The following is a 23,998-nucleotide window of genomic DNA, read 5'->3' as shown; positions in this document are numbered from 1 at the left end:
TCCTCGCCATTGCGCAAGGAGGGGGCAAGTTTTCTATCTATTCGCCGAATGTCCGCTGCCACCAGCCACCACGCTTTTTGGCAGGCTTGTCGTCCTTGGGCGCCGGGGCTTCCTCGGCTGCGGGAGCAGCCTTTTCAGCGGATTCCGGTTTCTCAGAAACGGTTGCTTCGGCCTTTGCCGTGTCGTCAGTTTTCGGTTCCGCTTTTTTCCGGCGGGTCCGCTTTGGCTTCGGTTTTTCGGCCTCTTCCGGTGCGGCTTCTGCCTCTGTTGCAGCATCAGCCTTAGGGTCCGCTTTCTTACGGCGAGTCCGCTTAGGCTTAGGTTTCTCCTCAGCCTCTGCTGGTGCTTCCGAAGCGTCTCCACCCGCCGCAGCGTCAGCCTTCGGTTCAGCTTTCTTCCGCCGTGTGCGTTTCGGCTTTGGTTTTTCCTCTGCCGCTGTATCCGCCGATCCTTCTGTTTCCGAAGGAGCTGCAGCCTCTACTGGTGTATCATCACCTGTTTGTGTTTCATCCGTGGTGTCAGCGGAATTGTCACTTTGCTCAGCATCGTTCCGTCCACGTCCACCACGGCGACCACGACCGCCTCTGCGGCGGCGTTTCTTCTTGGGATTGCCGTCTTCATCTAGCTCAGGGTCAGGACGTTCGTCGCCCGTATTATCGTCGCTAGAGTTTTCGGAATCGTCGTCATTGTTGTCTTCCGTAGCGCCATCGGAGTTCCGGTTGCGGCCACGGCCACCACGCCGGCGGCGCTTCTTGCGAGGGCGATCTTCTTCTTCGAACGCTTCCTCTTCCTCGGGCAGATCATCATCGTCATCCTCGTCGATGATGGGAGCAAATTTCGGCGGCTCGCTCGGGCGAGGGCCTGAGCTACCAACTTCCATTTTGGCGCCTTCATCTTCGCCTTCGGGAATGACTTCGACCGCGACATTATACCGTTCTTCAATTTCGGTAAGGTCTGATCGTTTGGAGTTGAGCAAGTACACCGCTGCCTCTGTGCTGGCTGACAGCGAAATGACGGTGCCTTTGCCTTTTGCTGCTTCGTCTTCGATCAGGCGAAGCGCAGAAAGGCCGGCGCTTGATGCTGTACGAACGAGGCCAGTGCCATCGCAATGCGGACAAGGGCGGGTTGATGCTTCCAAAACGCCAGTACGAAGCCGTTGACGGCTCATTTCCATCAAGCCGAAGCCTGAAATGCGGCCGACCTGAATACGCGCCCGGTCATTCTTGAGCGCATCTTTCATCGCACGCTCAACTTTCCGGACGTTGGAATTATATTCCATGTCGATAAAGTCGATGACAACCAGTCCAGCCATATCGCGCAAACGCAACTGACGGGCGATTTCACGTGCAGCTTCTACATTGGTCGCCGTCGCGGTTTGTTCGATGCCGTGCTCTTTGGTTGACCGGCCGGAGTTGATGTCGATCGACACCAAAGCTTCTGTGGGGTTGATGACCAGATATCCGCCGGATTTCAGCTGGACCACCGGGTCATACATTGCCCGCAATTGGTCTTCCGCTCCGTAGCGTTGGAACAGAGGTACCGGGTCAGAATAGGCTTTTACCCGGCGTGCATGGCTGGGCATCAGCATCTTCATGAAGGCTTTGGCGGATTTATATCCGTCTTCACCTTCAACGATGACTTCCTCAATCTCACGATTGTAGATGTCGCGGATCGCGCGCTTGATAAGATCGCTGTCTGAGTGGATCAGTGACGGTGCGCTGGACCCAAGCGTATTGTTGCGAATTTCGCTCCACAGCCGGGCCAGATAATCAAAGTCGCGTTTAATTTCAGTCTTTGTGCGGCTCAATCCCGCAGTCCGGACGATCAGTCCCATCGTTTTTGGCAGGCTGAGGTCGCCGACAATTTGTTTCAGACGTTTGCGATCCTGCGCGCTCGATATTTTACGCGAAATGCCGCCGCCGTGGCTGCTGTTGGGCATCAATACCGTGTAGCGGCCGGCGAGGCTAAGATAGGATGTGAGCGCCGCGCCTTTATTGCCGCGCTCCTCTTTTACCACCTGAACCAGCAGCACTTGGCGGCGCTGAATTACGTCTTGAATTTTGTAACGACGGCGAAGTGCCATCCGTTTGGCGCGTACTTCGTCTACTTCTTTGGCTCTGCTGCGACCATTGCCGCCGCCCTGCCGGCGTCCGCCGCTTTTGCCAGTACGGCCATTGCGGCCCCTACGTCCGCGTCCACGGCGGCCTTTGGGCTTCTCGTCTTCCTCTTCATTTTCGGAGGAATCGTCGTCGTCATTCTCGTCATCGCTATCGTCGTCGCCATCTACATGGCCTTCTTCGATAGTTGCTACTTTGTCTTTTTCGGAAGTGTCGATTTCTTCCATGCCATCTTCGGCAAGATCTTCTGCGAGAGCTTCCGCTGATTCGTCATCAGCGTCATATTCATCACCGGGGAGGTTGCCTTCTTCCTCTTCCTCGGCCCGCAGACGCGCTTCTTCGTCAGCCGCTTCTGCTTCTTCAGCGAGCAGAGCCTCACGATCTTCTTTTGGTATCTGGTAGTAATCCGGGTGGATCTCGTTGAACGCAAGGAACCCATGACGATTGCCGCCAAAATCGACGAATGCCGCCTGTAGGGATGGTTCTACCCGCGTAACTTTGGCTAGGTAAATATTGCCTTTGATTTGCTTATGTTCAGCAGATTCAAAGTCGAATTCCTCAATCCGATTTCCTTTGAGTACCGCCACCCGGGTTTCTTCCGAGTGGCGCGCATCGATTAGCATGCGCGTTGCCATTGAATTTTCTCCAAGCGCAACCGGGCGGAGGAAGCGAACGGCCGAAACCGGGAACCTCACCAGCCAAAGAGTTGCGCATTTTTGTGTGATAGCCGCGTGCCAAATTAACAGTGGCGGCAATGTCGGACCGGCAGCGGCGCGTTGTCATATGTAATGGAGCGCCGTGCCGGAGTGATGTGTCTGCTGTATCGAGATTGCGCATTGTTTGCGCTGCCCGGCCCGCCCAACTCATGACGCAGCCTTGCGGCGGCATCATATGGGGCGGGGAGAGACTTCTCATTACTGCAACAACCTGTCGAAATGCTGATACGGTTTGTATCAGCCTGATCGGACCTTAATGGCTGGGAGGCGAGGATTTTGCAATCGCTATACCAACTTATCCGGCCATCTTCCGGTGAAATGTAACTAGCACCGTGGGTTTCCTACTGCAACCATATTGCGCAAGTCGTGTAGAACACCCTAACAACGGCGCGCAATGTCATTACGCGTTCAAATTTGGTTGATCTTTCTTGCGCCTGTCTTGTTGGTCGGGGGGCTCTATGCGTTCGGGCTAACTATTCCGGTACCACATCTGGGGCGGGATTATGTCGTTCGGTTGATCCTTCCTGTTGCTGGGGAGCAAGTTGACCTGCCCGAAGTTTTAGGTCCTGAGGACAAAACCAGACCTTTGGTGGTTATCGATGCCGGGCATGGCGGGAAAGATCCCGGCGCCAGCGGGGCTGGCCGGCGCGAGAAAGACATCGTTCTGGGTCTGGCAAAGGCGTTGCGAGACGAATTGATCGATCAGGGCGGCGTTCGGGTTGCACTTACCCGCGATGATGACACTTTTCTGGTTCTTGAAGAACGTCCGGAAATTGCCCGCCGATTGGATGCTGACTTGTTTATCTCAATTCACGCAGATTCGGCAGGGGATGTCGTTGGGGTACAGGGGGCAAGTATTTACACCTTGTCAGACAAAGCCTCCAGCGAAGCGGCCGCCCGGTTTGCTGCAAGGGAAAATGCGGCTGATGGTGTGAACGGGGCGGTATTAACCGGGCAAAGCGCCCAGGTGAATGACATCTTGGTGGAATTGTCGCAGCGCAAAGTTCAGGAAAACTCCGCAGAATTTGCCGGACTGATTACCCGCGAGGGAAGGGGCACAATCCGGTTCCACCCGCAAGAGAGGCGATCTGCAGAGCTGGCGGTGTTGCGCGCGCCCGATGTCCCGGCGGTTTTGTATGAAGCTGGCTTCATCACCAACCCGCAAGATGTCGCACGGCTGACATCGACCGAAGGGCGACAAGAATTTGCAGATGTGATGGCCCGTGCCATCCGGATCTATTTCGCGCGGCAGACGAGGAACTAGCATGGCTGTCCGCGCCGTGAACTTAAGCTAGATGTGGGGCGAATACTAAACTATCTGGCAACCTGGCTTTGCTCCGTGCTAAGGCTTCACGACTTATGGCAGAAACATCGAAATTTGAATCGCTGAGCTACCGAATCCGCCGGGATGCAAGCGGCGCCGCGGCTTGGTTCAAGAACAATTGGCGGGACCGGCGCTGGTTTCGCTGGGGAGCGATCGCTCTTGGAGTGTTCTTGGCAGTTTGGCTGATTGCATGGGCCTTGCTGGCAAGATCTCTGCCCGATGCAGAAATGCTGTTGGAATATGAGCCGCCTTTGCCAACGGTTGTGCGGGGTATCGAGGGGGATATCGTTCATTCTTATGCGCGCGATCGGAGAGTCCAGCTCCAATATAAAGACTTCCCGCAAACTTTGATTGAGGCCTATCTGGCTGCCGAAGATAAGACCTTCTTCAGTCATGGCGGTATTGATGCAGGTGGCCTTGCCGGCGCAGTCATCGATTATGTCAGCAAACTGGGGTCGGACCAACGCGCCGTCGGCGGTTCGACAATTACCCAGCAGGTGGCGAAGAATATTCTGCTGACCAACGAATATTCCATAACGCGCAAGGTAAAAGAAATGATGCTGGCGCGCCGGATCGAAGGCGTTTTGACCAAGCAGGAAATTCTTGAGCTTTATCTGAACGAAATCCCACTTGGCCGCCGGAGCTTTGGTGTCCAGGCTGCCGCTCGCGCGTATTTTAACAAGGATGTCACGGATCTGGAATTGCAGGAAATGGCTTTTCTGGCGATTCTCCCCAAAGCGCCCGAGGTATATGGGCGTTTACAGAATGCCGAACGCGCCATGGAACGGCGCAATTTCGTTTTGGATAAGATGGTCGAGAACGATTTTATTACACTGGCCGAGGCCGGCGTTGCCAAGTCGAAGGATCTTGGTCTCGCAACTCAGCGATCATCAACTCGCCGTGTGGATGCAGGGTATTTTCTGGAAGAAGTCCGACGGGAGCTGATCGATAAGTTTGGCGAAACTGCCGATGATGGCAAAAACAGCGTTTACGGTGGGGGCTTGTGGGTGCGCACGTCGCTTGATCCGGAAATGCAAGAGGCGGCGCGCAACGCGCTACGCCGGGGAATGATCAGATATCATGGCAGTAAAGGTTGGCGCGGCCCCATAGCGACCATTAATTTTGACGACGGTCCGTGGGATCGTCAGCTTGCGAGCTCCAACCTTAGTATCAATTATGAAGGCTGGCGGGTTGGTGTTGTTACCGCTCGTGAAGGCGGCAATGCCACTGTTGGTTTCTCCGATGGTGAAGAGTTTCCGCTAACAAACCTGCCGAACAAGTTGAAAGCTGGGGATGTTATCGCCGCGCTCAAAACCGGCAATCGTTACAGCGTTCGGACTTTGCCTGAGGCGTCGGGCGGGTTTGTGGCGCAGGACCCGCAAACCGGGCGAGTGCTGGCCATGCAGGGTGGTTTTGATTCACGATTGGGATCATTTAACCGGGCAACACAGGCCAATCGCCAGCCGGGTTCGACGATAAAGCCGTTTGTCTATGCCACAGGCCTCGACAATGGCATGACGCCTGCGACAGAAATCGAAAACGGGACCTACTGTTATTACCAAGGTTCCCGTTATGGCGAAAAGTGTTTCAGGGGCGGGCGCGGTGGCAGCTTCCCTATGCGCTATGGGTTGGAACAGTCGCAAAACATCATGACCGTTCAGGTCGCGATGGAATCTGGCATGCCCAAAGTTATCAAAACGATCGAAAAAATGGGTATTGGCAGCTATGAGCCCTATCCGGCTTTCGCGTTGGGTGCTGGTGAAACCACTGTGATGAAAATGGTCAATGCCTACTCCGCTTTGGCTAACCATGGGCGGCTGAATGAACCGACGCTGATTGATTACGTTCAGGATCGCCGGGGCAAGGTGATCTACCGTGCGGATAAACGCGCGTGTGAAGGGTGCAATATGGCGGAGTGGGACGGGCAGCCAATGCCGCGCATCGCTCCGGGCGGGACGCAAGCCATGGATGCCCGTACAGCGTTCCAGACCGTGCATATGTTGGAAGGCGTTGTTCAGCGCGGTACCGGCACAGTGCTGCGCGATTTGGGGCTGCCTTTGTTCGGCAAGACCGGAACTACTACCGGGCCAAAAGATGTCTGGTTTGTAGGGGGAACGTCCGACGTGATCGCGGGCGCCTATATCGGGTTTGATACTCCGCGCAATATGGGGGGCTACGCCCAAGGCGGAACCATTGCAGCGCCGATTATCAAGCAATTCTTCCGTGAAACGAAAGACCGGCAAAGCGGTGATCCTTTCATCGCTCCTGCCGGGGTGCGCATGGTCCGCGTTGATCGTGCATCGGGCAAGCGTGTATTTGATGCGTGGCCTACCGGCGATCCTAAAGCCTCTGTGATTTGGGAAGCATTTAAACCCGACACTGAACCGCCGCGGAAAACACGCCGCGATGAAGTGGAAGCCAAGCGCAAGGAAATTCTCGCGCTGATCCGGCGGGGGTCATCCGCAGCGGCACAATCTGCGCCTCAAACTGAAAGTGAACAGCCGCCAGACGATTTCGTCGAGGAACAGGGCGGCTTGTATTAGCAATGCTAGGTTGGCCAGATTGATTGTGGCCATAACTTAGCAAGCGCGAAGCTTTACAAACATCGACCGCGCGTTAAGCGGTCCTCCAACTGCTGGAGATTACATTATGCGTGCCGAGGGGCAGGCCCACATCGAACGGATCGAAGCTGCGTTGCAGCTCGTACGTCAATCATTGGATTGGGAGCGGGCTCTGCGCCGTCTCGATGAACTCAACGCGCGGGTAGAAGACCCAACTCTGTGGGATAATCCCAAAGAGGCGGAAAAGATCATGCGCGAGCGCCGTCTACTCGATAGCTCAATCGGCACCGTCAACGAAATCTCGGCTGAAATGGCCGATGCGATTGAATTTATCGAAATGGGCGAAGCCGAAGGCGATGATGAGATAGTGGATGATGGCCATGCATCACTCGCCAAATTGGCGGAGCGTGCTGACGCCGATAAAGTCCAGGCCCTGTTGTCAGGCGAAGCCGACGGCAACGATACCTATATTGAAATTCATGCTGGAGCTGGCGGAACCGAGAGCCAAGACTGGGCTGAAATGCTGCAACGCATGTATTCCCGCTGGGCAGAGCGTCGCGGTTACAAAGTGGAACTGGTGGATTACCATGCCGGTGAACAGGCCGGGATCAAATCAGCGACATTGCTGGTGAAAGGCGAAAACGCGTTCGGCTATGCCAAGACAGAAAGCGGCGTGCACCGTCTTGTCCGGATTAGTCCCTATGATAGTTCAGCACGGCGTCACACCAGTTTTAGTTCGGTCTGGGTCTATCCTGTAATCGATGATGACTTTGAGATCGACATCAACGAAGGTGATCTCAAAATAGATACTTATCGTGCGTCAGGTGCTGGTGGCCAGCACGTTAACACCACCGATTCAGCGGTCCGTATTACCCACCAACCTACGGGTATTGTGGTGGCCAGCCAGAATGATCGAAGCCAGCATAAAAACCGGGCGACGGCCATGAATATGCTCAAGGCGCGCTTGTACGAAAAAGAGATGGCGGAACGGGAAGCGGCTGCCGGCAGCGAGTATGAGGCCAAGACGGAAATCGGTTGGGGACACCAAATCCGGTCGTATGTCCTGCAACCCTATCAGATGGTCAAAGACCTGCGGACTGGCACGACTTCGACAGCGCCTGACGGGGTGTTAGATGGGGCGTTAGACGAATTTATCTCCGCGGCATTGGCGCAGCGCGTAACCGGGGAGACAGTCGATGTGGAGGATGTCGAATGACCACGGTCTCGCCCGCGTCTTTATACCGTTCAAACCCGGTAAAATTCGCTAGCGTCATCCAGGCATGCGCAGATTTGGTCAATAACCCCAAAAGTCCTCATCACTTCGACAGTTCCGATTTATTTGCTTGAGATTTGCCCGGCGTAACGGATTTGACTTGAAGGATAGCGACATGAAAATGCGAACAGCAGTGATGATAGCCCCGTTCGCGGCGGCGCTGAGTGTGTCTACCTCTGTCAAGGCAGAAGTCGTGGTCGGTCCGCGGTTTTCCTATTACTTCGATAATTCAAATTTACGTACATCCGACCTTGAGGGGCTGCAAGATGCCCGCACTGTTGTCGATCGCAGTCTGACCGAGGATCTTCGAGCTGCTACTGGTTTTGATGATTTGACTGTCACCACGCAGAACAACGGATCAGCTTCCAATTCGGATCAGGTTGGCTTCCCAATGGTGGGCGGTATGGTCAATTTTGGTGACGATCGCGACCGCGTAACGTTGATCGGGATGTATGGCAGTTCGTCAACTGTGACAGAGTTGGTGTCGTCAAGAACGACAGAAATTGAAGTCGCCGATATCGGATTTCGGGAAATTTCAATAATCGAAACTGTGACAGACCAAGATATCGACCGGATCGACATGGAGCTGACTTGGCAACGGCGGCTGAACGAGAACTTCGCGATTTTAGCCGGAGTGCGATATGAACGCCTCGATACCAGCGGCCGAGGAGTTGTCACCATTCAAGAAACTGACGAAGTACGTCAGTTTGTTGCTGATGCGTTGGGGCAGAATGCGCCGACCAGAAACCTGGATGGCGAAAGAGCGCCGCAGACAGTATTTACGAATACCTCGCTAGACACATTTAGCGGGCGGATGGGCGTTACGGCGTTCGTTCCATTCGGAGAGAATGCCGTCGCATTCTTCAGCGGTATGGTTCAGGGTAGCTATCAACCGGACAGCGAATTTCGAAGCTCCTTTATCGGGCGGAATGGGGAGGAAGTACGCTCCGAAATTCGGACAGATACGGGCGAGTTCAGTGTAGGGCCGGATTTTGCGGTTGGCTCGCAATTTGTACTGACAGAAAATTTGGCTTTGGACATCCGCTATCGCGCGATCTTATTCTTCCCTCTGTCAGGTGAATTTGACTTTGGCGACTCGCGCGTGAACCACGGAGTTAATCTTGGATTGTCATTGAGGTTGTGATGCGCTTTCTAAACTGGGTCTTTGGGTTGGCTTCGCTGCTTTTATTGGCGATTGCGCCGCCTGTATTGGCGGAAACCAAGGCCCTGTTGGTTGGAACAAACTATTCCAAAGCAACTGACGAGAAACTTCGATTGGCCAACCCGATCGCGGATATCCGCATGATTGGCGCAGCGATGCGCCGAACGACTATTGATGAAGTCACGCTCGTAGAGGAGCCGGATGCCGATACTTGGCGGTCCGCTGTGACGGATTTTGCTGACTCGCTTTCAGGTGACGATATTGCCGTCTTATATGTGGCTGCGCACGGTTTTCAGGTGGATGGGATCAATTATTTCTTATCTGCTGACGGGGGCGCGCTGATTGCTTTGGATCCGCTTATCCAACAAATGACAGAACGCGCCAAAGGCGCTGTGGTTATTGTCGATGCCTGCCGGAACAACCCGATTGCCGCCGTCGGCGAGGATGAAGAATTCTCAGTGGTTGAAATTGCAGATGCGACGCGCGCAATCCAACCTATTTCTCTGTTTGATTTGGCCAATGCCGGTCGCGGTTTGTCTCAGATTGGAAATCTGCGGGGGCTGTCGGCGGTTGTCTTCTTTTCAACCGAACCTGGCAACGTAGCAGAAGACGGTGCAACACCTGGTAAAGGCAGCCCGTTTGCTAAAGTTTTTGCGCGCGAGATTAAGCGGCGGCAATCGCTGGATGAAGCGTTTCGCCGTACGGCTGTTCAGGTAAACCAAGACACCGATGGCAGGCAGTCACCATGGCGGCAGGGTGATTTGCCTTTTAATGTCTTCATTGCTGGGATGCGCAGCTTGCCGATCCCATAGGCTGGATCGGTCGCTCCTCTGCCGAACGCCAATTTAATTTGCTTCACCCTTTGCACGCTTGGCTGTGTAGGACTAAGGCCTTTTAATATGATTGGATCGCGTTTCGCTTCTGTTGTCGCCTTGGCCGTTTTCGCCCTGCCTGGATGTAAACCTGCCGGCAGCGATCGACCTGAAACAGCGCTGGAATTTCCTCTTCCAGACCGGCCCGTTTCTGACCTTGGCAGCAATGCATTTTCCACTGAAACTGCGCGCGATGAGCGTGGCGAAGCCGAACGAGTGATGGATCTCGCCGAAATCTCCCCCGGGATGACGGTGGCCGATATTGGTGCGGGCGAGGGCTACTATACCGTTCGTTTGGCGGAACGCGTCGGCGCGGAGGGCCGCGTTTTGGCGCAGGATATTGATGGGGATGCACTGGAGCGGCTTGGCAACCGGGTCGAGAAGGAGCGGTTTGACAATGTCTCCATCAAATTGGGGGCCAGTGATGATCCCCGGTTGCCCGAAGATAGTTTTGACCGCATTTTTCTCGTGCATATGTACCACGAAGTGAGCGAGCCTTACGCCTTTCTATGGCGGTTATGGCCAGCGCTTAGGGAAGGCGGCGAAGTGATCGTGGTGGATGTAGATCGGCCAACCGATCAAAATGGAATAGACCCGCTCTTGCTGAGTTGTGAGTTCCGCCAAGTCGGCTTCGATTTGGTCACGTTCAAAGACGCGCCCGAACTGGCTGGCTATTACGCACAGTTCAAAGCGGCTGCAACGAGGCCGAAACCAAGCGATATTCAGCCATGTCGGAGCAGCGACACCAGGGCGTCCTCTTCTGAGGTTTCGAGCCAAGAAGATAAAGACGCCGATTGAACCGTCGTCTGACGTTTCCAGCAATTCCCGGAAATCGCGTCTAGTTGTGAACCGTCCTCGCTTGTACCCTTTCTATCGCCAATTCAGGGTGCTAGGCGCTGACTAAAGGATATTGCATAAAAATTAGGGGTACCGCCACGCATGACCGACTATCCAACAAGCTTTGACCGTGATGATCTGTTGAAGTGTGCACGGGGTGAATTGTTTGGCCCCGGCAATGCGCAATTGCCCGAACCGCCGATGCTGATGATGGACCGGATTACCGACATTTCGGCAGATGGCGGCCCGCATGAAAAAGGTCATGTGGTTGCAGAATTTGATATCAAGCCCGACGCGTGGTTTTTCGATTGCCATTTTCCGGGCAATCCGATCATGCCCGGCTGCCTTGGCCTTGACGGTTTGTGGCAGCTGACAGGTTTTAATCTTGGTTGGCGCGGTTGGCAGGGACGTGGTTATGCCTTGGGCGTTGGCGAAGTTAAGTTAACCGGGATGGTTCGCCCTGACCGTAAAAAGCTCACATATTTTGTCGATTTTACCAAAGCCATCCAAACCCGGCGTCTGACGATGGGGGTTGCCGATGGCCGCGTGGAAGCGGACGGTGAAGTCATTTATCAAGTTAAAGATATGAAAGTCGCGCTTTCAGAAGCATAAGTCAGGCACAAGGCCGAATGGTTCAGAAGCGTTAGGGGAATAATATGCGCCGCGTCGTCATAACAGGATTGGGGATCGTATCTTCAATCGGCACCAACCAAGCAGAAGTGCTGGCCTCGTTAAAAGCGGGCAAATCCGGCATTACTTTCAATGAAGACATGGCGGAACATGGCTTCCGCTCCCAAATCGCGGGTGCCGTGGACCTTGATATTAAGGACCATGTCGAAAAGCGGACTTTGCGCTTCATGGGGCCGGGTGCTGCCTATGCGCATATCGCGATGGGGCAGGCTATCAAAGATGCAGGTTTAGAGGAAAAAGATGTCATCAATCCGATGACTGGTGTGATTGCCGGTTCCGGTGGCCCGTCGACATCGGCAATGCTTGCGGCGCACCAAGTAGTGCTGAAGTCAGGCGCGACCAAGCGTATTGGTCCGCTCGCAGTACCTAAAACCATGTCCTCCACGGTCAGTGCGAACCTCGCCACAGCCTATCAGATCAAGGGGATGAATTTCTCGATCACATCGGCGTGTTCCACATCGCTGCACTGCATTGGCATGGCGGCACAGCAGATCGCTTTGGGCCAGCAAGATGTCATGTTTGGTGGTGGCGGCGAGGAGTTGGACTGGACGCTATCCTGCCTGTTTGACGCGATGGGCGCGATGTCGAGCAAGTATAATGACACGCCAGAAAAAGCATCGCGCGCCTTTGACGCTGACCGTGACGGGTTTGTGATCGGCGGCGGCGGCGCGATTGTTGTGCTGGAGAGCCTAGAGCACGCGCAAGCACGCGGGGCAAAGATCTACGCCGAAGTCACTGGTTTTGCGGCAACTTCTGATGGGGCTGATATGGTTGCGCCGTCGGGCGAAGGCGGCGAGCGGGCGATGCGCGGTGCGATCAGGACACTTGGTGAAGACCGCACAGTGAGTTATATTAACGCTCATGGCACGTCGACACCGGTTGGCGATGTTGGCGAGATAGAGGCGGTGCGCCGGGTATTCGGGGAGGGCGCAACGCCGCCGGTCAGCTCAACCAAGTCGATGACAGGGCACAGCCAAGGGGCCACTGGCGCGCAAGAAGCAATCTATTGCTTGCTGGCGCTAGAACATGATTTCATTATTCCTTCGATCAATGTGGAAACCCTCGATCCGGCGCTGAAGCCGGAAGAGATTGCTACGTCGCTGGTAGAGAATGCGGGGCTTGATACCGTGATGACCAATTCATTCGGTTTTGGCGGGACCAATGGCTCGATGCTGCTTTCAAAGTTTCGTGGTTGAGTTCCAGCGCTGGAGTAAGGTGACTTAGGCATGAGTTTGCTCGCAGGAAAACGGGGCCTGGTGATGGGCGTTGCCAATGACCGATCAATAGCTTGGGGAATTGCCAAGGCCTGTGCGGAAGCTGGGGCCGAGCTGGCATTTACATATCAGGGTGAGAGTTTTGGCAAGCGGTTGGAGCCGCTAGCGACCAGTGTTGGTTCCGATATCATGCTGGATGTCGATGTTACCGATGATGCCTCGCTCGATGCAGCGTTCGAAGCGCTGAGAGCGCGCTGGGACACGCTGGATTTTGTGATCCATGCAGTTGCCTATGCCGATAAATCGGAACTGTCCGGCCGTATTCTCGATACATCGCGCGAGAATTTCAAAACGAGCATGGATATATCTGCTTACAGCCTCATCGAAGTCACGCGCCGTGCCCATCCGATGATGGTTGAAAATGGCGGTACGGTTTTGACGCTAAGCTATCTTGGCGCAGAGCGGGTGACCCCGAATTACAATGTTATGGGTGTGGCGAAGGCCGCCCTGGAAGGGGCTGTGCGGTATCTTGCCAATGATCTGGGGCCTGAGGGTATTCGCGTCAACGCAATCAGTCCCGGGCCAATGAAGACACTTGCGATGTCGGCCATTGGCGGTGCACGCAGCACCTACAGGCATACGGAGGCTAACGCCCCGCTACGCAGCAATGCGACGCTAGAGGCGGTTGGCGGTACGGCGGTATATCTGTGCAGCAATGCCGGTGCCTGTACGACGGGTGAGGTCATTCATGTGGATGGCGGTTTCCACGTGTTAGGGATGCCGCAATTCGACAACCTTTGATCCGCTGCGCTCGTTCGTTGAGTTATGTACGATGAGGTCCTTAATCCAATTCCCAAGCACGTTCACCTGGCGGTGAAATACTAGGGGGCTGTGGAATAAAGGCTTTCGTTGTCTTTACCCCGTGCTGCCGGGAATAGGTTTTACCGTACCAAAGCATCCAACACTTGATCCGGGGGTCTGTGCCCATCAGCCCAGAACCGGATGTTGGCGATCACTTTCTCGCCTGATGCCTCACGCCCTTCCACCGTGGCACTGCCGATATGGGGCAGGGTCATGACGTTGGGATGGGCGATAAGGCGTTTGTCTACAGTGGGTTCATCAGGGTAAACATCGAGGCCAGCACCAACCAGATGTCCGCTTTCCAGCGCTGCAATCATAGCCTCTTGGTCGACCAGATCGCCGCGCGCAGTATTGATCAGGCACGCCCCCTCTTTCATTAAGCCAAATCGCCGTTCATCATAGAAGCCGATTGTTTTCTCAGTGGCGGGACAATGGAGCGACACAATGTCGGCTGATGCGATCAGATCATCTTGATTATCGTAAAATTCCGCGCCCAACATGGTTTCCACAGCGAGGGGTAGCCGATGACGGTTGTGGTATGCAATCTTGAGGCCGAATGCGCGGGCCCGATGCGCCACGGCTTGACCAATCCGGCCCATACCGATGATCCCCAGAGTTTTGCCGCCGATTTGCCTGCCCAATAGGCCTGACGGTGCCCAGCCGGTCCACTTACCCTTGCGGACCAAGCTGATTCCTTCGCGAACACGGCGTGGAACGCCAATGATCATCTGCATCGCCAAATCGGCCGTATCATCCGTAAATACGCCGGGAGTGTTGGTAACCATGATCTTGCGGTCACGCGCGGCGGCGAGATCAATATGATCGGTGCCAGCGCCGAAGTTTGCGATCAGCCGCAGCCGATCCCCGGCTTTTTCGATCAGTTCTCTATCAATTCGATCGGTCACGGTTGGCACCAGAACATCGATGTCGCTCATGGCCGCCGCCAATTGATCCCGCGAAAACGGGATATCGCCAGTATTGAGTTCTGCCTCAAATAGCTCGCTCATCCTGTGTTCGATGGATGGCATAAGATGCCGGGTTACCGCGATTTTTGGCGTTCCCGTTATGCGGCGTGTGGTTGTGTCTACATGGTCAGGCATGGGCAGTCGCTAGGCTGGACAGGGCGTAAGCGTCAAGTGTGGGTTGATGCTGTGCTTGTCATGATTGTATATTGGCGGAATGCTGAAACGGATTCTTTGCTTCATTCCATCAACTATAGTCGCCCTGGCAGTGTGTTTTGCAACACCGGTAAGCGCGCAAACTCGCGAAGCGCCATATTGGGCAACGATCAAACCCGATGAATTGAACATGCGGGTAGGGCCCAGCACCGAATATAAAATTGACTGGGTTTACCGGCGGGCGGGACTGCCGATAAAGGTTGTTCGCCTGGCCGGAGGATGGCGTTTGATACAGGATGTTGATGGTGCGCAGGGTTGGGTCTTGTCCAGCTTCCTGAGCCCGCGCCGCAGCGCACTGGTCATTGGTAAGGGGCTGGCGGCGATCCGTGCAACTCCGAACGATGGCGGAACTTTGAAATGGAATGCTGAACCGGGTGTCGTCGGTTATTTGGGGGATTGCACATCTGGCTGGTGCGAATTCGATGTAGGCGGACGGGAGGGCTGGGTGCGCGAAGACCGTTTGTGGGGTACGGGAGAGCCTTAATAGCAGAAATAAAAAAGGGCCGAGATGCGATCACGACCCTTTCTTATTTTTCTATTCCTACGGTGTCGAAGCAGCTTATTCAGCTACGGCTTTTTCCGCGCGCTTTTTGATAGTCATTGTCTCACCATCATCAGACGTCGCAACCCAGCTACCATCTTCTGCGGGCTCGCCATCAGTCCAGCATTTTGGCGCCGAACCTTCCTCTGCCGAGTTAAAGCATGTTTGGGTTGCGGTTTCCACAACGGTTCCGGCTTCAACCTCTGCGCCATCAACGGATACTGTATAGTTTCCTTCAGCATCAACCGTTGTGACACTGCTAACACCATCGGCACCGGTAGCGTCATATGTACCTTCTAGGGTGTCCTCTGTGGTTGTTTCGGCGGCCATCATTTCTTTGTCGGCCTCGGCGGGCGCATCGCCTTGTGAACACGCGGCGAGCGAAACGCAGCTTGCGATCAGAATTAGTTTTTTCATATTTTCCTCCAGTAGTAATAGGCGAAGCCTAACACCCACGAACGCTTCTATCGAGTCACAGTTGACCTAGCTGCGCTTCAAACCATTTGCGCCTCAGGCCATTTCCACGGCAATTGCAGTCGCTTCACCGCCGCCGATACACAAACTTGCAACGCCGCGCTTTTTCCCCTGCTGCTTCATCGCGTTGAGCAAGGTTACGATGATACGTGTACCGCTGGCACCGATCGGGTGACCCAATGCGGTGCCGCCGCCATTAACGTTGATCTTGTCATGGGGGATGCCGATATCGCGCATGGCAAACATCGCCACACAGGCAAATGCTTCGTTCACTTCCCACAAATCAACATCGTCTGTGGTCCATCCGGCCTTTTCAAGAAGTTTGGTAATCGCTCCGACCGGTGCAACTGTGAAGTCTTTCGGTTCTTGAGCATGGGCCGCTGTCGCGACAATTGTAGCGACCGCGTTTTTGCCTTGATCCTTGGCAGTGCTTGCTCTGCTGAGCACGACTGCGGCAGCACCGTCGGAGATGGAGCTGGATGTGGCAGCGGTAATGGTACCGTCTTTGGCAAATGCCGCCCGCAAAGCCGGTATCTTGTCTGGGCGACCCCGCCCGGGTGCTTCGTCCGTATCGACGGACACATCACCTTTACGAGTTGAAAATGTTACCGGTACAATTTCATCGGCGAATGCTCCACTTTCGATGGCAGCATTGGCCCGGCGGAGCGACTCGATAGAGTATTCATCCATCTCGGCACGACTAAGCTGATACTCATCAGCGGTGTCTTGCGCGAAAGTACCCATCGCGCGGCCCGCTTCGTAGGCATCTTCCAGCCCATCCAAAAACATGTGATCATACGTTGTGTCGTGGCCGATGCGCGCGCCAGAGCGGTGCTTCTTCAGCAAATACGGTGCATTGGTCATGCTTTCCATGCCGCCAGCAACAACAGTGTCGACGCTGCCGGACGCGAGTGCTTCCGCGCCCATGATCACTGTTTGCATACCAGACCCACAAACTTTGTTGACGGTTGTGGCTTGTACAGATTTCGGCAGGCCAGCCTTGATGGCTGCTTGTCGGGCAGGTGCTTGGCCTAGACCGGCGGGTAGCACGCAGCCCATGTAAATGCGGTCAACATCGTCTCCGGAAACACCCGCGCGCTCTACCGCGGCTTTGACAGCCGTCGCGCCAAGATCGGTGGCCGAAACATCGGACAAAGCACCCTGCATGCTCCCCATCGGAGTACGGGCATAGGACAAGATTACAATTGGATCGGCAGCGGAAAACTGGGCCATGAAACGCCTTTCAAAGAGGGGAACTGTTGCCCTTCAGTTAGAGTCACAGCGCGCCAAAAGCAACGTTCCGCTATTGACCGGTTTGCGTATTGCTCTTGTCTTTCTCGGTCTTCTGGTGAAGGAATAGTGGCAAATAGATACTTATGGGAGAATACGACATGGCGGCAGATCGCAAAGACGAGATGGAAGCAATCCTCAAGGCACAGCGAGAGGCTTTCACCGCAGCCCGGCCGGAGGATATGTCTGTCCGCAAAGACCGGATCAATCGCGCTATTTCTCTGCTGGTCGATCACGGCGAAGCATTGTGCAAAGCGATGAGTGACGATTTCGGCAATCGTAGCCCTGATCAAAGCATGATGACCGATATTGTCGGATCGGTGAATTTCGGCAAATACTGTCTGAAAAATATGGACAAATGGTCCAAATCAGAAAAGCGCAAGGTCCAGTTTCCACTTGGGCTGCTGGGTGCCAAGGCCGAGTTACGGTATGAGCCTAAGGGTGTGATCGGTATTCTCAGCCCGTGGAATTTCCCTGTCCAATTATCTTTCAATCCGCTGATGCAAGTGCTGTCGGCGGGCAACCGCGCGATGATCAAGCCATCCGAATTTACCGAGGCAACTTCGGCATTGATGGCCGAGCTGGTCGATAAATACTTCGCGCAGGACGAAGTAGCGGTGATTACGGGTAGCCCGGAAATTGCTCAGGCGTTTTCCTCGCTACAATTTGATCACTTGGTCTTCACCGGGTCAACTGCCACGGGCCGCCGCGTAATGGAGGCCGCAGGGCGCAATTTGGTGCCAGTGACGTTGGAGCTAGGCGGCAAATCTCCAGTTGTTCTTGGCCGCAGTGCTGATTTTGACAAAGCGGGTGAACGGATCGCGATGGGTAAAATGCTCAATGCCGGTCAAATCTGCCTAGCGCCAGATTATATGGTTGTGCCGGAAGAGAGCGAGGACGCCGCCATTGCCGGTGTGACCAAAGGAGCAGAGGCGATGTATCCCACTTTGCTCGATAATGATGATTATGCCTCTGTTGTGACAGATCGCCATTTTGATCGGCTTCAGGGTATGGTGGCCGACGCCAAGGAGAAAGGCGCCGATATTATCGAAGTAAACCCCGCTGATGAGGACTTCTCAAGCTCTAACGGCCGCAAAATGCCGCTTACGATCTTGCGCAATGTTACGGATGATATGGCAGCAATGCAGGAAGAAATCTTCGGACCAGTGCTACCGGTTAAAACCTATTCGGCTGTCGATGAAGCGATCGACTATATCAACGAGAATGATCGTCCGCTCGGCCTATATTATTTTGGCGAAGATGCGGGTGAGCGCGAGCGGGTCTTGAAGAAAACCGTATCGGGCGGCGTAACCGTCAATGATGTGATTTTCCACGTATCTATGGATGACTTGCCATTTGGCGGTGTCGGTCCGTCGGGAATTGGATCCTATCACGGGCCGGAAGGCTTCAAGGAATTCAGCCACGCACGGTCTGTATATTCGCAGCCGAAAATGGACATTGCAAAGCTGGCCGGCTTCAAGCCGCCCTACGGGAAGGCGACCAAAAAAGCGATCGCGACCCAGTTAAAAAAGTAAGCCGAATTGATGGCTTGCGCGAAATGCAAGGACGGGCGCGGGGATTTCAACCCTGCGCCCTCTTGCGAAGCGCGGGGTAGGGTACTAGGGCGCGCCTATCTATAATAACCAGTCGAGTCAGCCCCTTGGTCGATCCCAACCAACAGCTAGTTCAATACCTGCCTATCTTGATATTCCTTTTCATTGCATTGGGTTTATCTGCCTTGTTTGTGTTCCTGCCGATGGGCGTGTCCCGTCTCACGGGGACTCACAATCCAGATACGGAAAAGAACAGCGAGTATGAATGCGGCTTCCCCGCGTTTGAAGACCCGCGCAGCCCGTTTGACATCCGGTTTTATCTGGTGGCTATTTCCTTCATCATTTTTGATCTTGAGGCAGCGTTCCTGTTTCCTTGGGCGGTCAGTCTTGAACAGACCGGTTGGCAGGGCTGGGTCGGCATGATGGTTTTCCTGGGGATACTGGCGATTGGGCTTGCTTATGAATGGAAGAAAGGGGCGTTGGACTGGGAATGAGTAACCAGCAGATACCTCTCGCGGCGCAAAGCTCGCCTGTAAATTTGGGCAATGTTCCCACTGCGCAACCCACAGCTCAGGGCGGCGATGTGCGCCATCCTGACGCGGATTATTTTCATGCGCTTCAGACAGAAGTGAATGACAAGGGTTTCCTTGTCACGAGCACGGAAGATCTGTTCAACTGGGCGCGTACTGGCTCGCTCTGGTGGATGACGTTCGGCTTGGCGTGCTGCGCAGTAGAGATGATCCATGTGAACATGCCGCGCTATGATATGGAGCGTTTCGGCGTGACACCGCGCGCCAGCCCGCGCCAATCTGATGTGATGATTGTGGCTGGAACCTTGTGCAACAAAATGGCTCCTGCGCTGCGTAAAGTGTATGACCAGATGTCCGATCCTAAATATGTTATTTCGATGGGGAGCTGCGCCAATGGCGGCGGCTATTATCACTATAGCTATAGCGTCGTTCGCGGCTGTGACCGGATCGTACCAGTGGATATCTATATCCCCGGTTGCCCTCCAACTGCGGAAGCGCTGCTATACGGTGTGATGCAGTTGCAGCGTAAAATCCGCCGCGAAGGGACGATAGAGCGTTAACATGGCTGTTCTTCACTCCGCACCGAAATTCGCCAGCAATGATGGCGTGCAAGATACGCTTTCTGCTGCAATGGGGGCTAACCTGCTTGCTGTTCAAGAGCAGCATGGTGAGCTGATTTTCACGGTTAAGCGAGATGGCATCGAAGATGTTCTTCGCGCCCTGCGTGATGATCATGAATATCAGCAATTGATGGAAATGGCCGGTGTCGATTATCCGGAACGTGAAGAGCGTTTCGAAGTCGTCTATATGTTGCTTTCCGTAACAAAAAATCACCGTTTGATGGTGAAACTTAGCGCATCAGAAGACACGCCTGTTCCAACAGTCACAACGCTGTGGCCCAATGCTGGCTGGCTAGAGCGTGAAGTGTTCGACATGTACGGCGTGCTGTTTGATGGGAATACCGACCTGCGCCGTATTCTGACCGATTACGGTTTTGAAGGGCATCCTTTCCGTAAAGACTTCCCGCTCACTGGTTATACAGAGCTGCGCTATTCTGAAGAGGACAAGCGCGTTGTCTATGAGCCGGTGGAGCTTGCGCAAGACTTAAGGCAGTTTGATTTTATGAGCCCGTGGGAAGGTGCCGAATACGTCTTGCCCGGTGATGAAAAAGTCAGCGTGCCCGACGTTGATAAACCTAAAGTGACTGAAAGCCCCAAGCAAACTGGTGCCGGGCCAAAGGCTGATAAAAAAGCGGCCAAACCTTCAGGAGATGCGAAATGAGCATGCAGCTTGAAGAATCGCCCACCACAGACGGCGAAGTCGTTTCCAACTACACGATCAATTTCGGTCCACAGCACCCCGCTGCGCATGGCGTCTTGCGGATGGTTATGGAGCTGGATGGCGAAATTATCGAGCGTATCGATCCGCATGTGGGCTTGCTCCACCGCGGTACTGAAAAGCTGATCGAGCATAAGACCTATTTGCAAGCGCTCCCATATTTTGACCGCTTGGATTATTGCTCGCCTCTATGTCAGGAGCATTCTTATGTTCTGGCGATCGAAAAGATGCTTAATCTGGAAGTGCCGGAGCGGGCGCAATATCTGCGTGTTCTGTTCGCAGAGCTAACCCGTATTTCCAATCATATGCTCAACATTGGTGCGCATGTGATGGATGTTGGCGCCATGACGCCAAACTTGTGGGTCTTTGAAATTCGCGAAGACTGCATGAACTTCTTTGAGCGTGCTTCGGGCGCAAGAATGCATAGTGCTTGGTTCCGCCCCGGCGGGGTCCATCAGGATGTGCCGCTGAAGCTGCTGACCGATATCGGTGACTGGGTTGATAACCGGCTGCCCGAATTGTTCGGCGATGCGATGAGCCTTGTGATCGACAACCGTATTTTCAAACAGCGCAACGTCGATATCGCTCATGTGAGCAAGGAAGATGCGCTGGCTTGGGGCTTCTCTGGTCCGCTTATCCGGGCCGCTGGTATCCCGTGGGATATCCGTAAATCGCAACCTTATGATGTGTATGACCGGATGGATTTCGAGATTCCGGTTGGCACAAACTCTGACTGTTACGACCGCTTTATGGTCCGTGTTCAGGAAGTCTATCAAAGTGCCAAGATCATCAAACAATGTATCGCTGAGATGCCCGATGGCCCGATCTGCTCCGACGATCGCAAAGTTTCCCCGCCAAAGCGCGGCGAGATGAAGCAATCGATGGAAGCGCTTATCCACCACTTTAAGCTGTATACAGAAGGCTTTCACGTGCCTGCTGGCGAAGTCTATGTCGCCACAGAAAGCCCCAAGGGCGAATTTGGGGTGTATCTGGTCGCGGACGGAACGAACAAGCCATATCGGTGCAAGATCCGCCCGACCGCGTTCAGTCACCTGCAGGCGATGGATTTTATGAGCAAAGGCCACATGCTGCCGGACGCGACCGCGATCCTCGGCGCTATTGATGTTGTTTTTGGGGAGTGTGACCGGTGAATATTTGGACTGTCATCGGCACGATTTTGATCTTGACCGGGTTTGGCCTGATGATCGCAAAGTGGATCTTCGGCGTTGAGGAAGTCGCGGCATGGACTCTCGTCGCGCTAGTCCCAGGTTTATTCTGCAATTGGCTAGGCAGTCGCCAGGAGAAGGCTAATGGCTAATCGTCAACTCGCACCTGATACGCCTGAACTCCGCGCTCGGTGGAGCTCTTTTGCTTGGACGAAAGAGAACAAGGCGAAAGCCGATAAATTCATCGCATCCTATCCAGAAGGTCGCGCGAAATCTGCGACTATGCCGTTGCTTGATCTGGCGCAGCGTCAGGTTGGCGCGGAAACCGATACGCAGGGCTGGTTGCCTCTGCCGGTGATCGAATATGTCGCCGCCTATATCGATGTGCCGGTCATCCGCGTGCTCGAAGTCGCGACGTTCTATTTTATGTATAACCTTGTTCCGGTGGGTAAATTCCACGTGCAGGTCTGCGGCACCACGCCGTGTATGCTGCGCGGATCGGACGATATCATCGCCGCCTGCAAAAAGCGCGGGATGGAGAAGGGCAAAGTCTCCGAAGATGGTCTTTGGACGCTGACGGAGGTCGAGTGCATGGGCAATTGCGCCACTGCGCCGATGGTTCAGATCAATGACGGAAATTACGAAGATTTGACGGTCGAACGCCTTGACGCGGTGCTGGATGCGCTGGCCGCTGGCGAGCAGCCGAAAGAAGGCACGCAGGAGCCGGGCCGCCATACGTCCGAACCATCCGGCGGACCGACTACGCTTAAAGAAATGGTCGATGCCAATCACGATTACCGGAAGGAATGGTGATGAACGGCGGGCTTTTGGCACTCATTTTTGCAGGTTTGGCGAGCTTCCTGATTGGGGCCTATCTGGCATCCACAGGTGACCGCGAATCCGGCATAGCTATGATGGGTGTCGGACTATTGTTTCAAGTTCTCGCTTTGCGACAAATCAAAATGCTGAAGAAGGGCGACAACGATGCTCGCTGATAAGGATCGCATTTTCACTAACCTGTACGGCTTCCAAGATTGGGGGCTGAAGGCTGCGAAAAAACGCGGTGATTGGGACAAAACCAAGAACCTGATCGCCATGGGTAATGATGCCATCATCGACGAGATGAAAGCATCGGGCCTGCGCGGACGGGGCGGGGCGGGTTTCCCGACCGGTCTCAAATGGTCTTTCATGCCGAAGGAAAGCAAGGACGGTCGCCCGTCCTTCCTCGTGATCAATGCCGACGAGTCTGAGCCGGGTTCGTGCAAAGACCGCGAGATTATCCGCCATGATCCGCACAAGCTGATCGAAGGCGCATTGGTGGCCGGTTTCGCCATGCGCGCGCGCGCTGCCTATATCTACATTCGCGGCGAATATATCCGCGAAGCCGAAGTGCTGCAGAAAGCCATTGACGAGGCCTATGCCGCCGGTCTGATTGGCAACAATGCCTGCAAATCAGGCTATGATTTTGACGTCTTTATGCACCGCGGTGCGGGCGCATATATTTGCGGCGAAGAAACCGCAATGATCGAAAGCCTGGAAGGCAAAAAGGGGCAACCGCGCTTGAAACCGCCATTCCCGGCGGGTGCTGGGCTATATGGTTGCCCGACCACAGTGAACAATGTCGAAAGTATCGCAGTTGTGCCCACGATCCTGCGCCGCGGGGCGAGCTGGTTCAGCAGCTTCGGCGCAGAGGGTAACCACGGAACCAAGCTGTTCCAGATCAGCGGCCATGTTGAAAAACCGTGTGTGGTTGAAGAGGAAATGAGCATTTCCTTCCGCGAACTGATTGAGACCCATTGCGGCGGAATTCGCGGCGGTTGGGATAATTTGTTGGCAGTAATCCCCGGCGGTTCGTCCGTTCCGCTGGTTCCGGCGAAAGACATCATCGACTGCCCGATGGATTTTGACGGCCTGAAAGGCGTTGGATCGGGACTGGGGACCGCTGCGGTTATCGTGATGGATAAATCCACCGACATCGTCCGCGCGATCAGCCGAATCAGCTATTTCTACAAGCATGAAAGCTGCGGCCAATGCACCCCGTGCCGTGAGGGAACCGGTTGGATGTGGCGCATGATGGAACGTCTGCGCACCGGCGATGCGGCAATCGAAGAAATCGATATGCTGCAGCAAGTTACCAAGCAGGTCGAAGGCCACACTATCTGCGCGCTGGGCGATGCCGCGGCTTGGCCGATCCAAGGGCTGATCAAACACTTCCGCCCTGAACTGGAGCGGCGCATTCACGAACATAACGCACAATTCGCGGAGGCGGCGGAATGACGGACTTTTTGTCGGAAAACGCAG

23 protein-coding genes are annotated in these 23,998 nt (G+C 54.6%); 19 read left to right on the top strand and 4 right to left on the bottom strand.

Translation table 11 applies throughout. The features are described from left to right. Nucleotides 1-37: 37 nt before the first annotated feature. Nucleotides 38-2,752, bottom strand: coding sequence for an Rne/Rng family ribonuclease (locus HKD42_RS05605; RefSeq protein ID WP_170011073.1), 2,715 nt, complete (start codon nucleotides 2,750-2,752; stop codon nucleotides 38-40). 475 nt (nucleotides 2,753-3,227) lie between these two features. On the opposite strand from HKD42_RS05605, the gene HKD42_RS05600 reads away from it, so the two are divergent. The 9 genes from HKD42_RS05600 to HKD42_RS05560 all read left to right on the top strand — a co-directional run bounded on the left by HKD42_RS05600 (nucleotide 3,228) and on the right by HKD42_RS05560 (nucleotide 13,567). After that, nucleotides 3,228-4,097, top strand: coding sequence for an N-acetylmuramoyl-L-alanine amidase family protein (locus HKD42_RS05600; protein WP_170011071.1), 870 nt, complete (start codon nucleotides 3,228-3,230; stop codon nucleotides 4,095-4,097). Nucleotides 4,098-4,192: 95 nt separating this feature from the next. Beyond that, the gene (locus HKD42_RS05595) at nucleotides 4,193-6,700 is read left to right on the top strand and encodes a penicillin-binding protein 1A (protein WP_170011069.1); all 2,508 of its coding nucleotides are present in this window, start codon (nucleotides 4,193-4,195) and stop codon (nucleotides 6,698-6,700) included. Nucleotides 6,701-6,806: 106 nt separating this feature from the next. Next, the gene (gene prfB / locus HKD42_RS05590; protein WP_170011067.1) at nucleotides 6,807-7,934 is read left to right on the top strand and encodes a peptide chain release factor 2; all 1,128 of its coding nucleotides are present in this window, start codon (nucleotides 6,807-6,809) and stop codon (nucleotides 7,932-7,934) included. Nucleotides 7,935-8,106: 172 nt separating this feature from the next. Further along, nucleotides 8,107-9,135: a hypothetical protein gene (locus tag HKD42_RS05585; RefSeq protein WP_170011065.1), complete on the top strand. Its 1,029-nt coding sequence runs from the start codon at nucleotides 8,107-8,109 to the stop codon at nucleotides 9,133-9,135. Continuing rightward, nucleotides 9,135-9,965 (top strand): caspase family protein, encoded by an 831-nt coding sequence (locus HKD42_RS05580; RefSeq protein ID WP_170011063.1) that lies wholly within the window; start codon nucleotides 9,135-9,137, stop codon nucleotides 9,963-9,965. The genes HKD42_RS05585 and HKD42_RS05580 overlap by 1 nt, the downstream gene beginning before the upstream one ends. 87 nt (nucleotides 9,966-10,052) lie before the next feature. Further along, the gene (locus HKD42_RS05575) at nucleotides 10,053-10,823 is read left to right on the top strand and encodes a class I SAM-dependent methyltransferase (protein WP_170011061.1); all 771 of its coding nucleotides are present in this window, start codon (nucleotides 10,053-10,055) and stop codon (nucleotides 10,821-10,823) included. A gap of 141 nt (nucleotides 10,824-10,964) precedes the next feature. After that, a complete protein-coding gene (gene fabA / locus HKD42_RS05570) occupies nucleotides 10,965-11,474 on the top strand; it encodes a bifunctional 3-hydroxydecanoyl-ACP dehydratase/trans-2-decenoyl-ACP isomerase (RefSeq protein ID WP_170011059.1) in 510 nt (169 codons plus the stop codon). 44 nt (nucleotides 11,475-11,518) lie between these two features. After that, entirely contained in the window at nucleotides 11,519-12,748 is a 1,230-nt protein-coding gene (locus HKD42_RS05565) for a beta-ketoacyl synthase N-terminal-like domain-containing protein (RefSeq protein WP_170011056.1), read from the top strand. A 30-nt stretch (nucleotides 12,749-12,778) separates the two neighbouring features. Continuing rightward, entirely contained in the window at nucleotides 12,779-13,567 is a 789-nt protein-coding gene (locus HKD42_RS05560; protein WP_170011054.1) for an enoyl-ACP reductase FabI, read from the top strand. 140 nt (nucleotides 13,568-13,707) lie between these two features. Here HKD42_RS05560 and HKD42_RS05555 read toward each other — a convergent pair whose 3' ends face one another. After that, nucleotides 13,708-14,727 carry a 2-hydroxyacid dehydrogenase gene (locus HKD42_RS05555; protein WP_170011052.1) on the bottom strand — a complete coding sequence of 340 codons (1,020 nt, stop codon included), beginning with the start codon at nucleotides 14,725-14,727 and terminating at the stop codon, nucleotides 13,708-13,710. Nucleotides 14,728-14,857: 130 nt separating this feature from the next. Here HKD42_RS05555 and HKD42_RS05550 point away from each other — a divergent pair, with 130 nt between their 5' ends. Continuing rightward, a complete protein-coding gene (locus tag HKD42_RS05550) occupies nucleotides 14,858-15,289 on the top strand; it encodes an SH3 domain-containing protein (protein ID WP_343042198.1) in 432 nt (143 codons plus the stop codon). Between the two features lie 75 nt (nucleotides 15,290-15,364). Here the strand turns inward: HKD42_RS05550 and HKD42_RS05545 are convergent, their stop codons facing one another. Further along, nucleotides 15,365-15,763, bottom strand: coding sequence for a hypothetical protein (locus tag HKD42_RS05545; RefSeq protein ID WP_170011048.1), 399 nt, complete (start codon nucleotides 15,761-15,763; stop codon nucleotides 15,365-15,367). 93 nt (nucleotides 15,764-15,856) lie between these two features. Next, entirely contained in the window at nucleotides 15,857-17,053 is a 1,197-nt protein-coding gene (locus tag HKD42_RS05540; protein ID WP_170011046.1) for a thiolase family protein, read from the bottom strand. Between the two features lie 158 nt (nucleotides 17,054-17,211). Between HKD42_RS05540 and HKD42_RS05535 the strand changes: the two genes are divergently transcribed. From HKD42_RS05535 to nuoF, 9 genes are all read left to right on the top strand, one after another. After that, nucleotides 17,212-18,645 (top strand): coniferyl aldehyde dehydrogenase, encoded by a 1,434-nt coding sequence (locus HKD42_RS05535; RefSeq protein WP_170011043.1) that lies wholly within the window; start codon nucleotides 17,212-17,214, stop codon nucleotides 18,643-18,645. Between the two features lie 125 nt (nucleotides 18,646-18,770). Next, nucleotides 18,771-19,157 (top strand): NADH-quinone oxidoreductase subunit A, encoded by a 387-nt coding sequence (locus tag HKD42_RS05530; RefSeq protein ID WP_170011041.1) that lies wholly within the window; start codon nucleotides 18,771-18,773, stop codon nucleotides 19,155-19,157. Next, nucleotides 19,154-19,753: a NuoB/complex I 20 kDa subunit family protein gene (locus tag HKD42_RS05525; RefSeq protein WP_246236751.1), complete on the top strand. Its 600-nt coding sequence runs from the start codon at nucleotides 19,154-19,156 to the stop codon at nucleotides 19,751-19,753. The genes HKD42_RS05530 and HKD42_RS05525 overlap by 4 nt, the downstream gene beginning before the upstream one ends. Nucleotide 19,754: 1 nt before the next feature. Further along, nucleotides 19,755-20,474, top strand: a complete 720-nt coding sequence (locus tag HKD42_RS05520; RefSeq protein ID WP_170011037.1) for an NADH-quinone oxidoreductase subunit C — start codon at nucleotides 19,755-19,757, stop codon at nucleotides 20,472-20,474. Beyond that, nucleotides 20,471-21,682 carry an NADH-quinone oxidoreductase subunit D gene (locus tag HKD42_RS05515; protein WP_170011035.1) on the top strand — a complete coding sequence of 404 codons (1,212 nt, stop codon included), beginning with the start codon at nucleotides 20,471-20,473 and terminating at the stop codon, nucleotides 21,680-21,682. Before HKD42_RS05520 ends, HKD42_RS05515 begins: the two co-directional genes overlap by 4 nt. After that, a complete protein-coding gene (locus HKD42_RS05510) occupies nucleotides 21,679-21,849 on the top strand; it encodes a hypothetical protein (RefSeq protein WP_170011033.1) in 171 nt (56 codons plus the stop codon). Before HKD42_RS05515 ends, HKD42_RS05510 begins: the two co-directional genes overlap by 4 nt. Continuing rightward, nucleotides 21,842-22,510: an NADH-quinone oxidoreductase subunit NuoE gene (gene nuoE / locus HKD42_RS05505; RefSeq protein ID WP_170011031.1), complete on the top strand. Its 669-nt coding sequence runs from the start codon at nucleotides 21,842-21,844 to the stop codon at nucleotides 22,508-22,510. The genes HKD42_RS05510 and nuoE overlap by 8 nt, the downstream gene beginning before the upstream one ends. Next, nucleotides 22,510-22,692: a hypothetical protein gene (locus tag HKD42_RS05500; RefSeq protein WP_170011029.1), complete on the top strand. Its 183-nt coding sequence runs from the start codon at nucleotides 22,510-22,512 to the stop codon at nucleotides 22,690-22,692. Before nuoE ends, HKD42_RS05500 begins: the two co-directional genes overlap by 1 nt. Beyond that, nucleotides 22,682-23,974 carry an NADH-quinone oxidoreductase subunit NuoF gene (nuoF, locus tag HKD42_RS05495; protein ID WP_170011027.1) on the top strand — a complete coding sequence of 431 codons (1,293 nt, stop codon included), beginning with the start codon at nucleotides 22,682-22,684 and terminating at the stop codon, nucleotides 23,972-23,974. Before HKD42_RS05500 ends, nuoF begins: the two co-directional genes overlap by 11 nt. Nucleotides 23,975-23,998: the final 24 nt, after the last annotated feature.

The organism is Pontixanthobacter rizhaonensis, from assembly GCF_012972675.1.
Taxonomy (GTDB): Bacteria; Pseudomonadota; Alphaproteobacteria; order Sphingomonadales; family Sphingomonadaceae; genus Pontixanthobacter; species Pontixanthobacter rizhaonensis.
The sequence above is the reverse complement of the archived record's forward strand: the minus strand, read 5'-3'. Positions and strand labels throughout refer to the sequence as shown.

Bases quoted from the DNA above. Each gene is read 5' to 3' on its own strand.
- nuoE (WP_170011031.1), top strand. From the start codon at position 21,842: ATGGCTAATCGTCAACTCGCACCTGATACGCCTGAACTCCGCGCTCGG.
- HKD42_RS05540 (WP_170011046.1), bottom strand. From the start codon at position 17,053: ATGGCCCAGTTTTCCGCTGCCGATCCAATTGTAATCTTGTCCTATGCC.
- HKD42_RS05500 (WP_170011029.1), top strand. From the start codon at position 22,510: ATGAACGGCGGGCTTTTGGCACTCATTTTTGCAGGTTTGGCGAGCTTC.
- HKD42_RS05575 (WP_170011061.1), top strand. From the start codon at position 10,053: ATGATTGGATCGCGTTTCGCTTCTGTTGTCGCCTTGGCCGTTTTCGCC.
- nuoF (WP_170011027.1), top strand. From the start codon at position 22,682: ATGCTCGCTGATAAGGATCGCATTTTCACTAACCTGTACGGCTTCCAA.
- HKD42_RS05600 (WP_170011071.1), top strand. From the start codon at position 3,228: ATGTCATTACGCGTTCAAATTTGGTTGATCTTTCTTGCGCCTGTCTTG.
- HKD42_RS05520 (WP_170011037.1), top strand. From the start codon at position 19,755: ATGGCTGTTCTTCACTCCGCACCGAAATTCGCCAGCAATGATGGCGTG.
- HKD42_RS05580 (WP_170011063.1), top strand. From the start codon at position 9,135: ATGCGCTTTCTAAACTGGGTCTTTGGGTTGGCTTCGCTGCTTTTATTG.
- HKD42_RS05595 (WP_170011069.1), top strand. From the start codon at position 4,193: ATGGCAGAAACATCGAAATTTGAATCGCTGAGCTACCGAATCCGCCGG.
- fabA (WP_170011059.1), top strand. From the start codon at position 10,965: ATGACCGACTATCCAACAAGCTTTGACCGTGATGATCTGTTGAAGTGT.
- HKD42_RS05605 (WP_170011073.1), bottom strand. From the start codon at position 2,752: ATGGCAACGCGCATGCTAATCGATGCGCGCCACTCGGAAGAAACCCGG.
- HKD42_RS05515 (WP_170011035.1), top strand. From the start codon at position 20,471: ATGAGCATGCAGCTTGAAGAATCGCCCACCACAGACGGCGAAGTCGTT.
- HKD42_RS05545 (WP_170011048.1), bottom strand. From the start codon at position 15,763: ATGAAAAAACTAATTCTGATCGCAAGCTGCGTTTCGCTCGCCGCGTGT.
- HKD42_RS05565 (WP_170011056.1), top strand. From the start codon at position 11,519: ATGCGCCGCGTCGTCATAACAGGATTGGGGATCGTATCTTCAATCGGC.
- prfB (WP_170011067.1), top strand. From the start codon at position 6,807: ATGCGTGCCGAGGGGCAGGCCCACATCGAACGGATCGAAGCTGCGTTG.
- HKD42_RS05585 (WP_170011065.1), top strand. From the start codon at position 8,107: ATGAAAATGCGAACAGCAGTGATGATAGCCCCGTTCGCGGCGGCGCTG.
- HKD42_RS05555 (WP_170011052.1), bottom strand. From the start codon at position 14,727: ATGCCTGACCATGTAGACACAACCACACGCCGCATAACGGGAACGCCA.
- HKD42_RS05560 (WP_170011054.1), top strand. From the start codon at position 12,779: ATGAGTTTGCTCGCAGGAAAACGGGGCCTGGTGATGGGCGTTGCCAAT.
- HKD42_RS05535 (WP_170011043.1), top strand. From the start codon at position 17,212: ATGGCGGCAGATCGCAAAGACGAGATGGAAGCAATCCTCAAGGCACAG.
- HKD42_RS05525 (WP_246236751.1), top strand. From the start codon at position 19,154: ATGAGTAACCAGCAGATACCTCTCGCGGCGCAAAGCTCGCCTGTAAAT.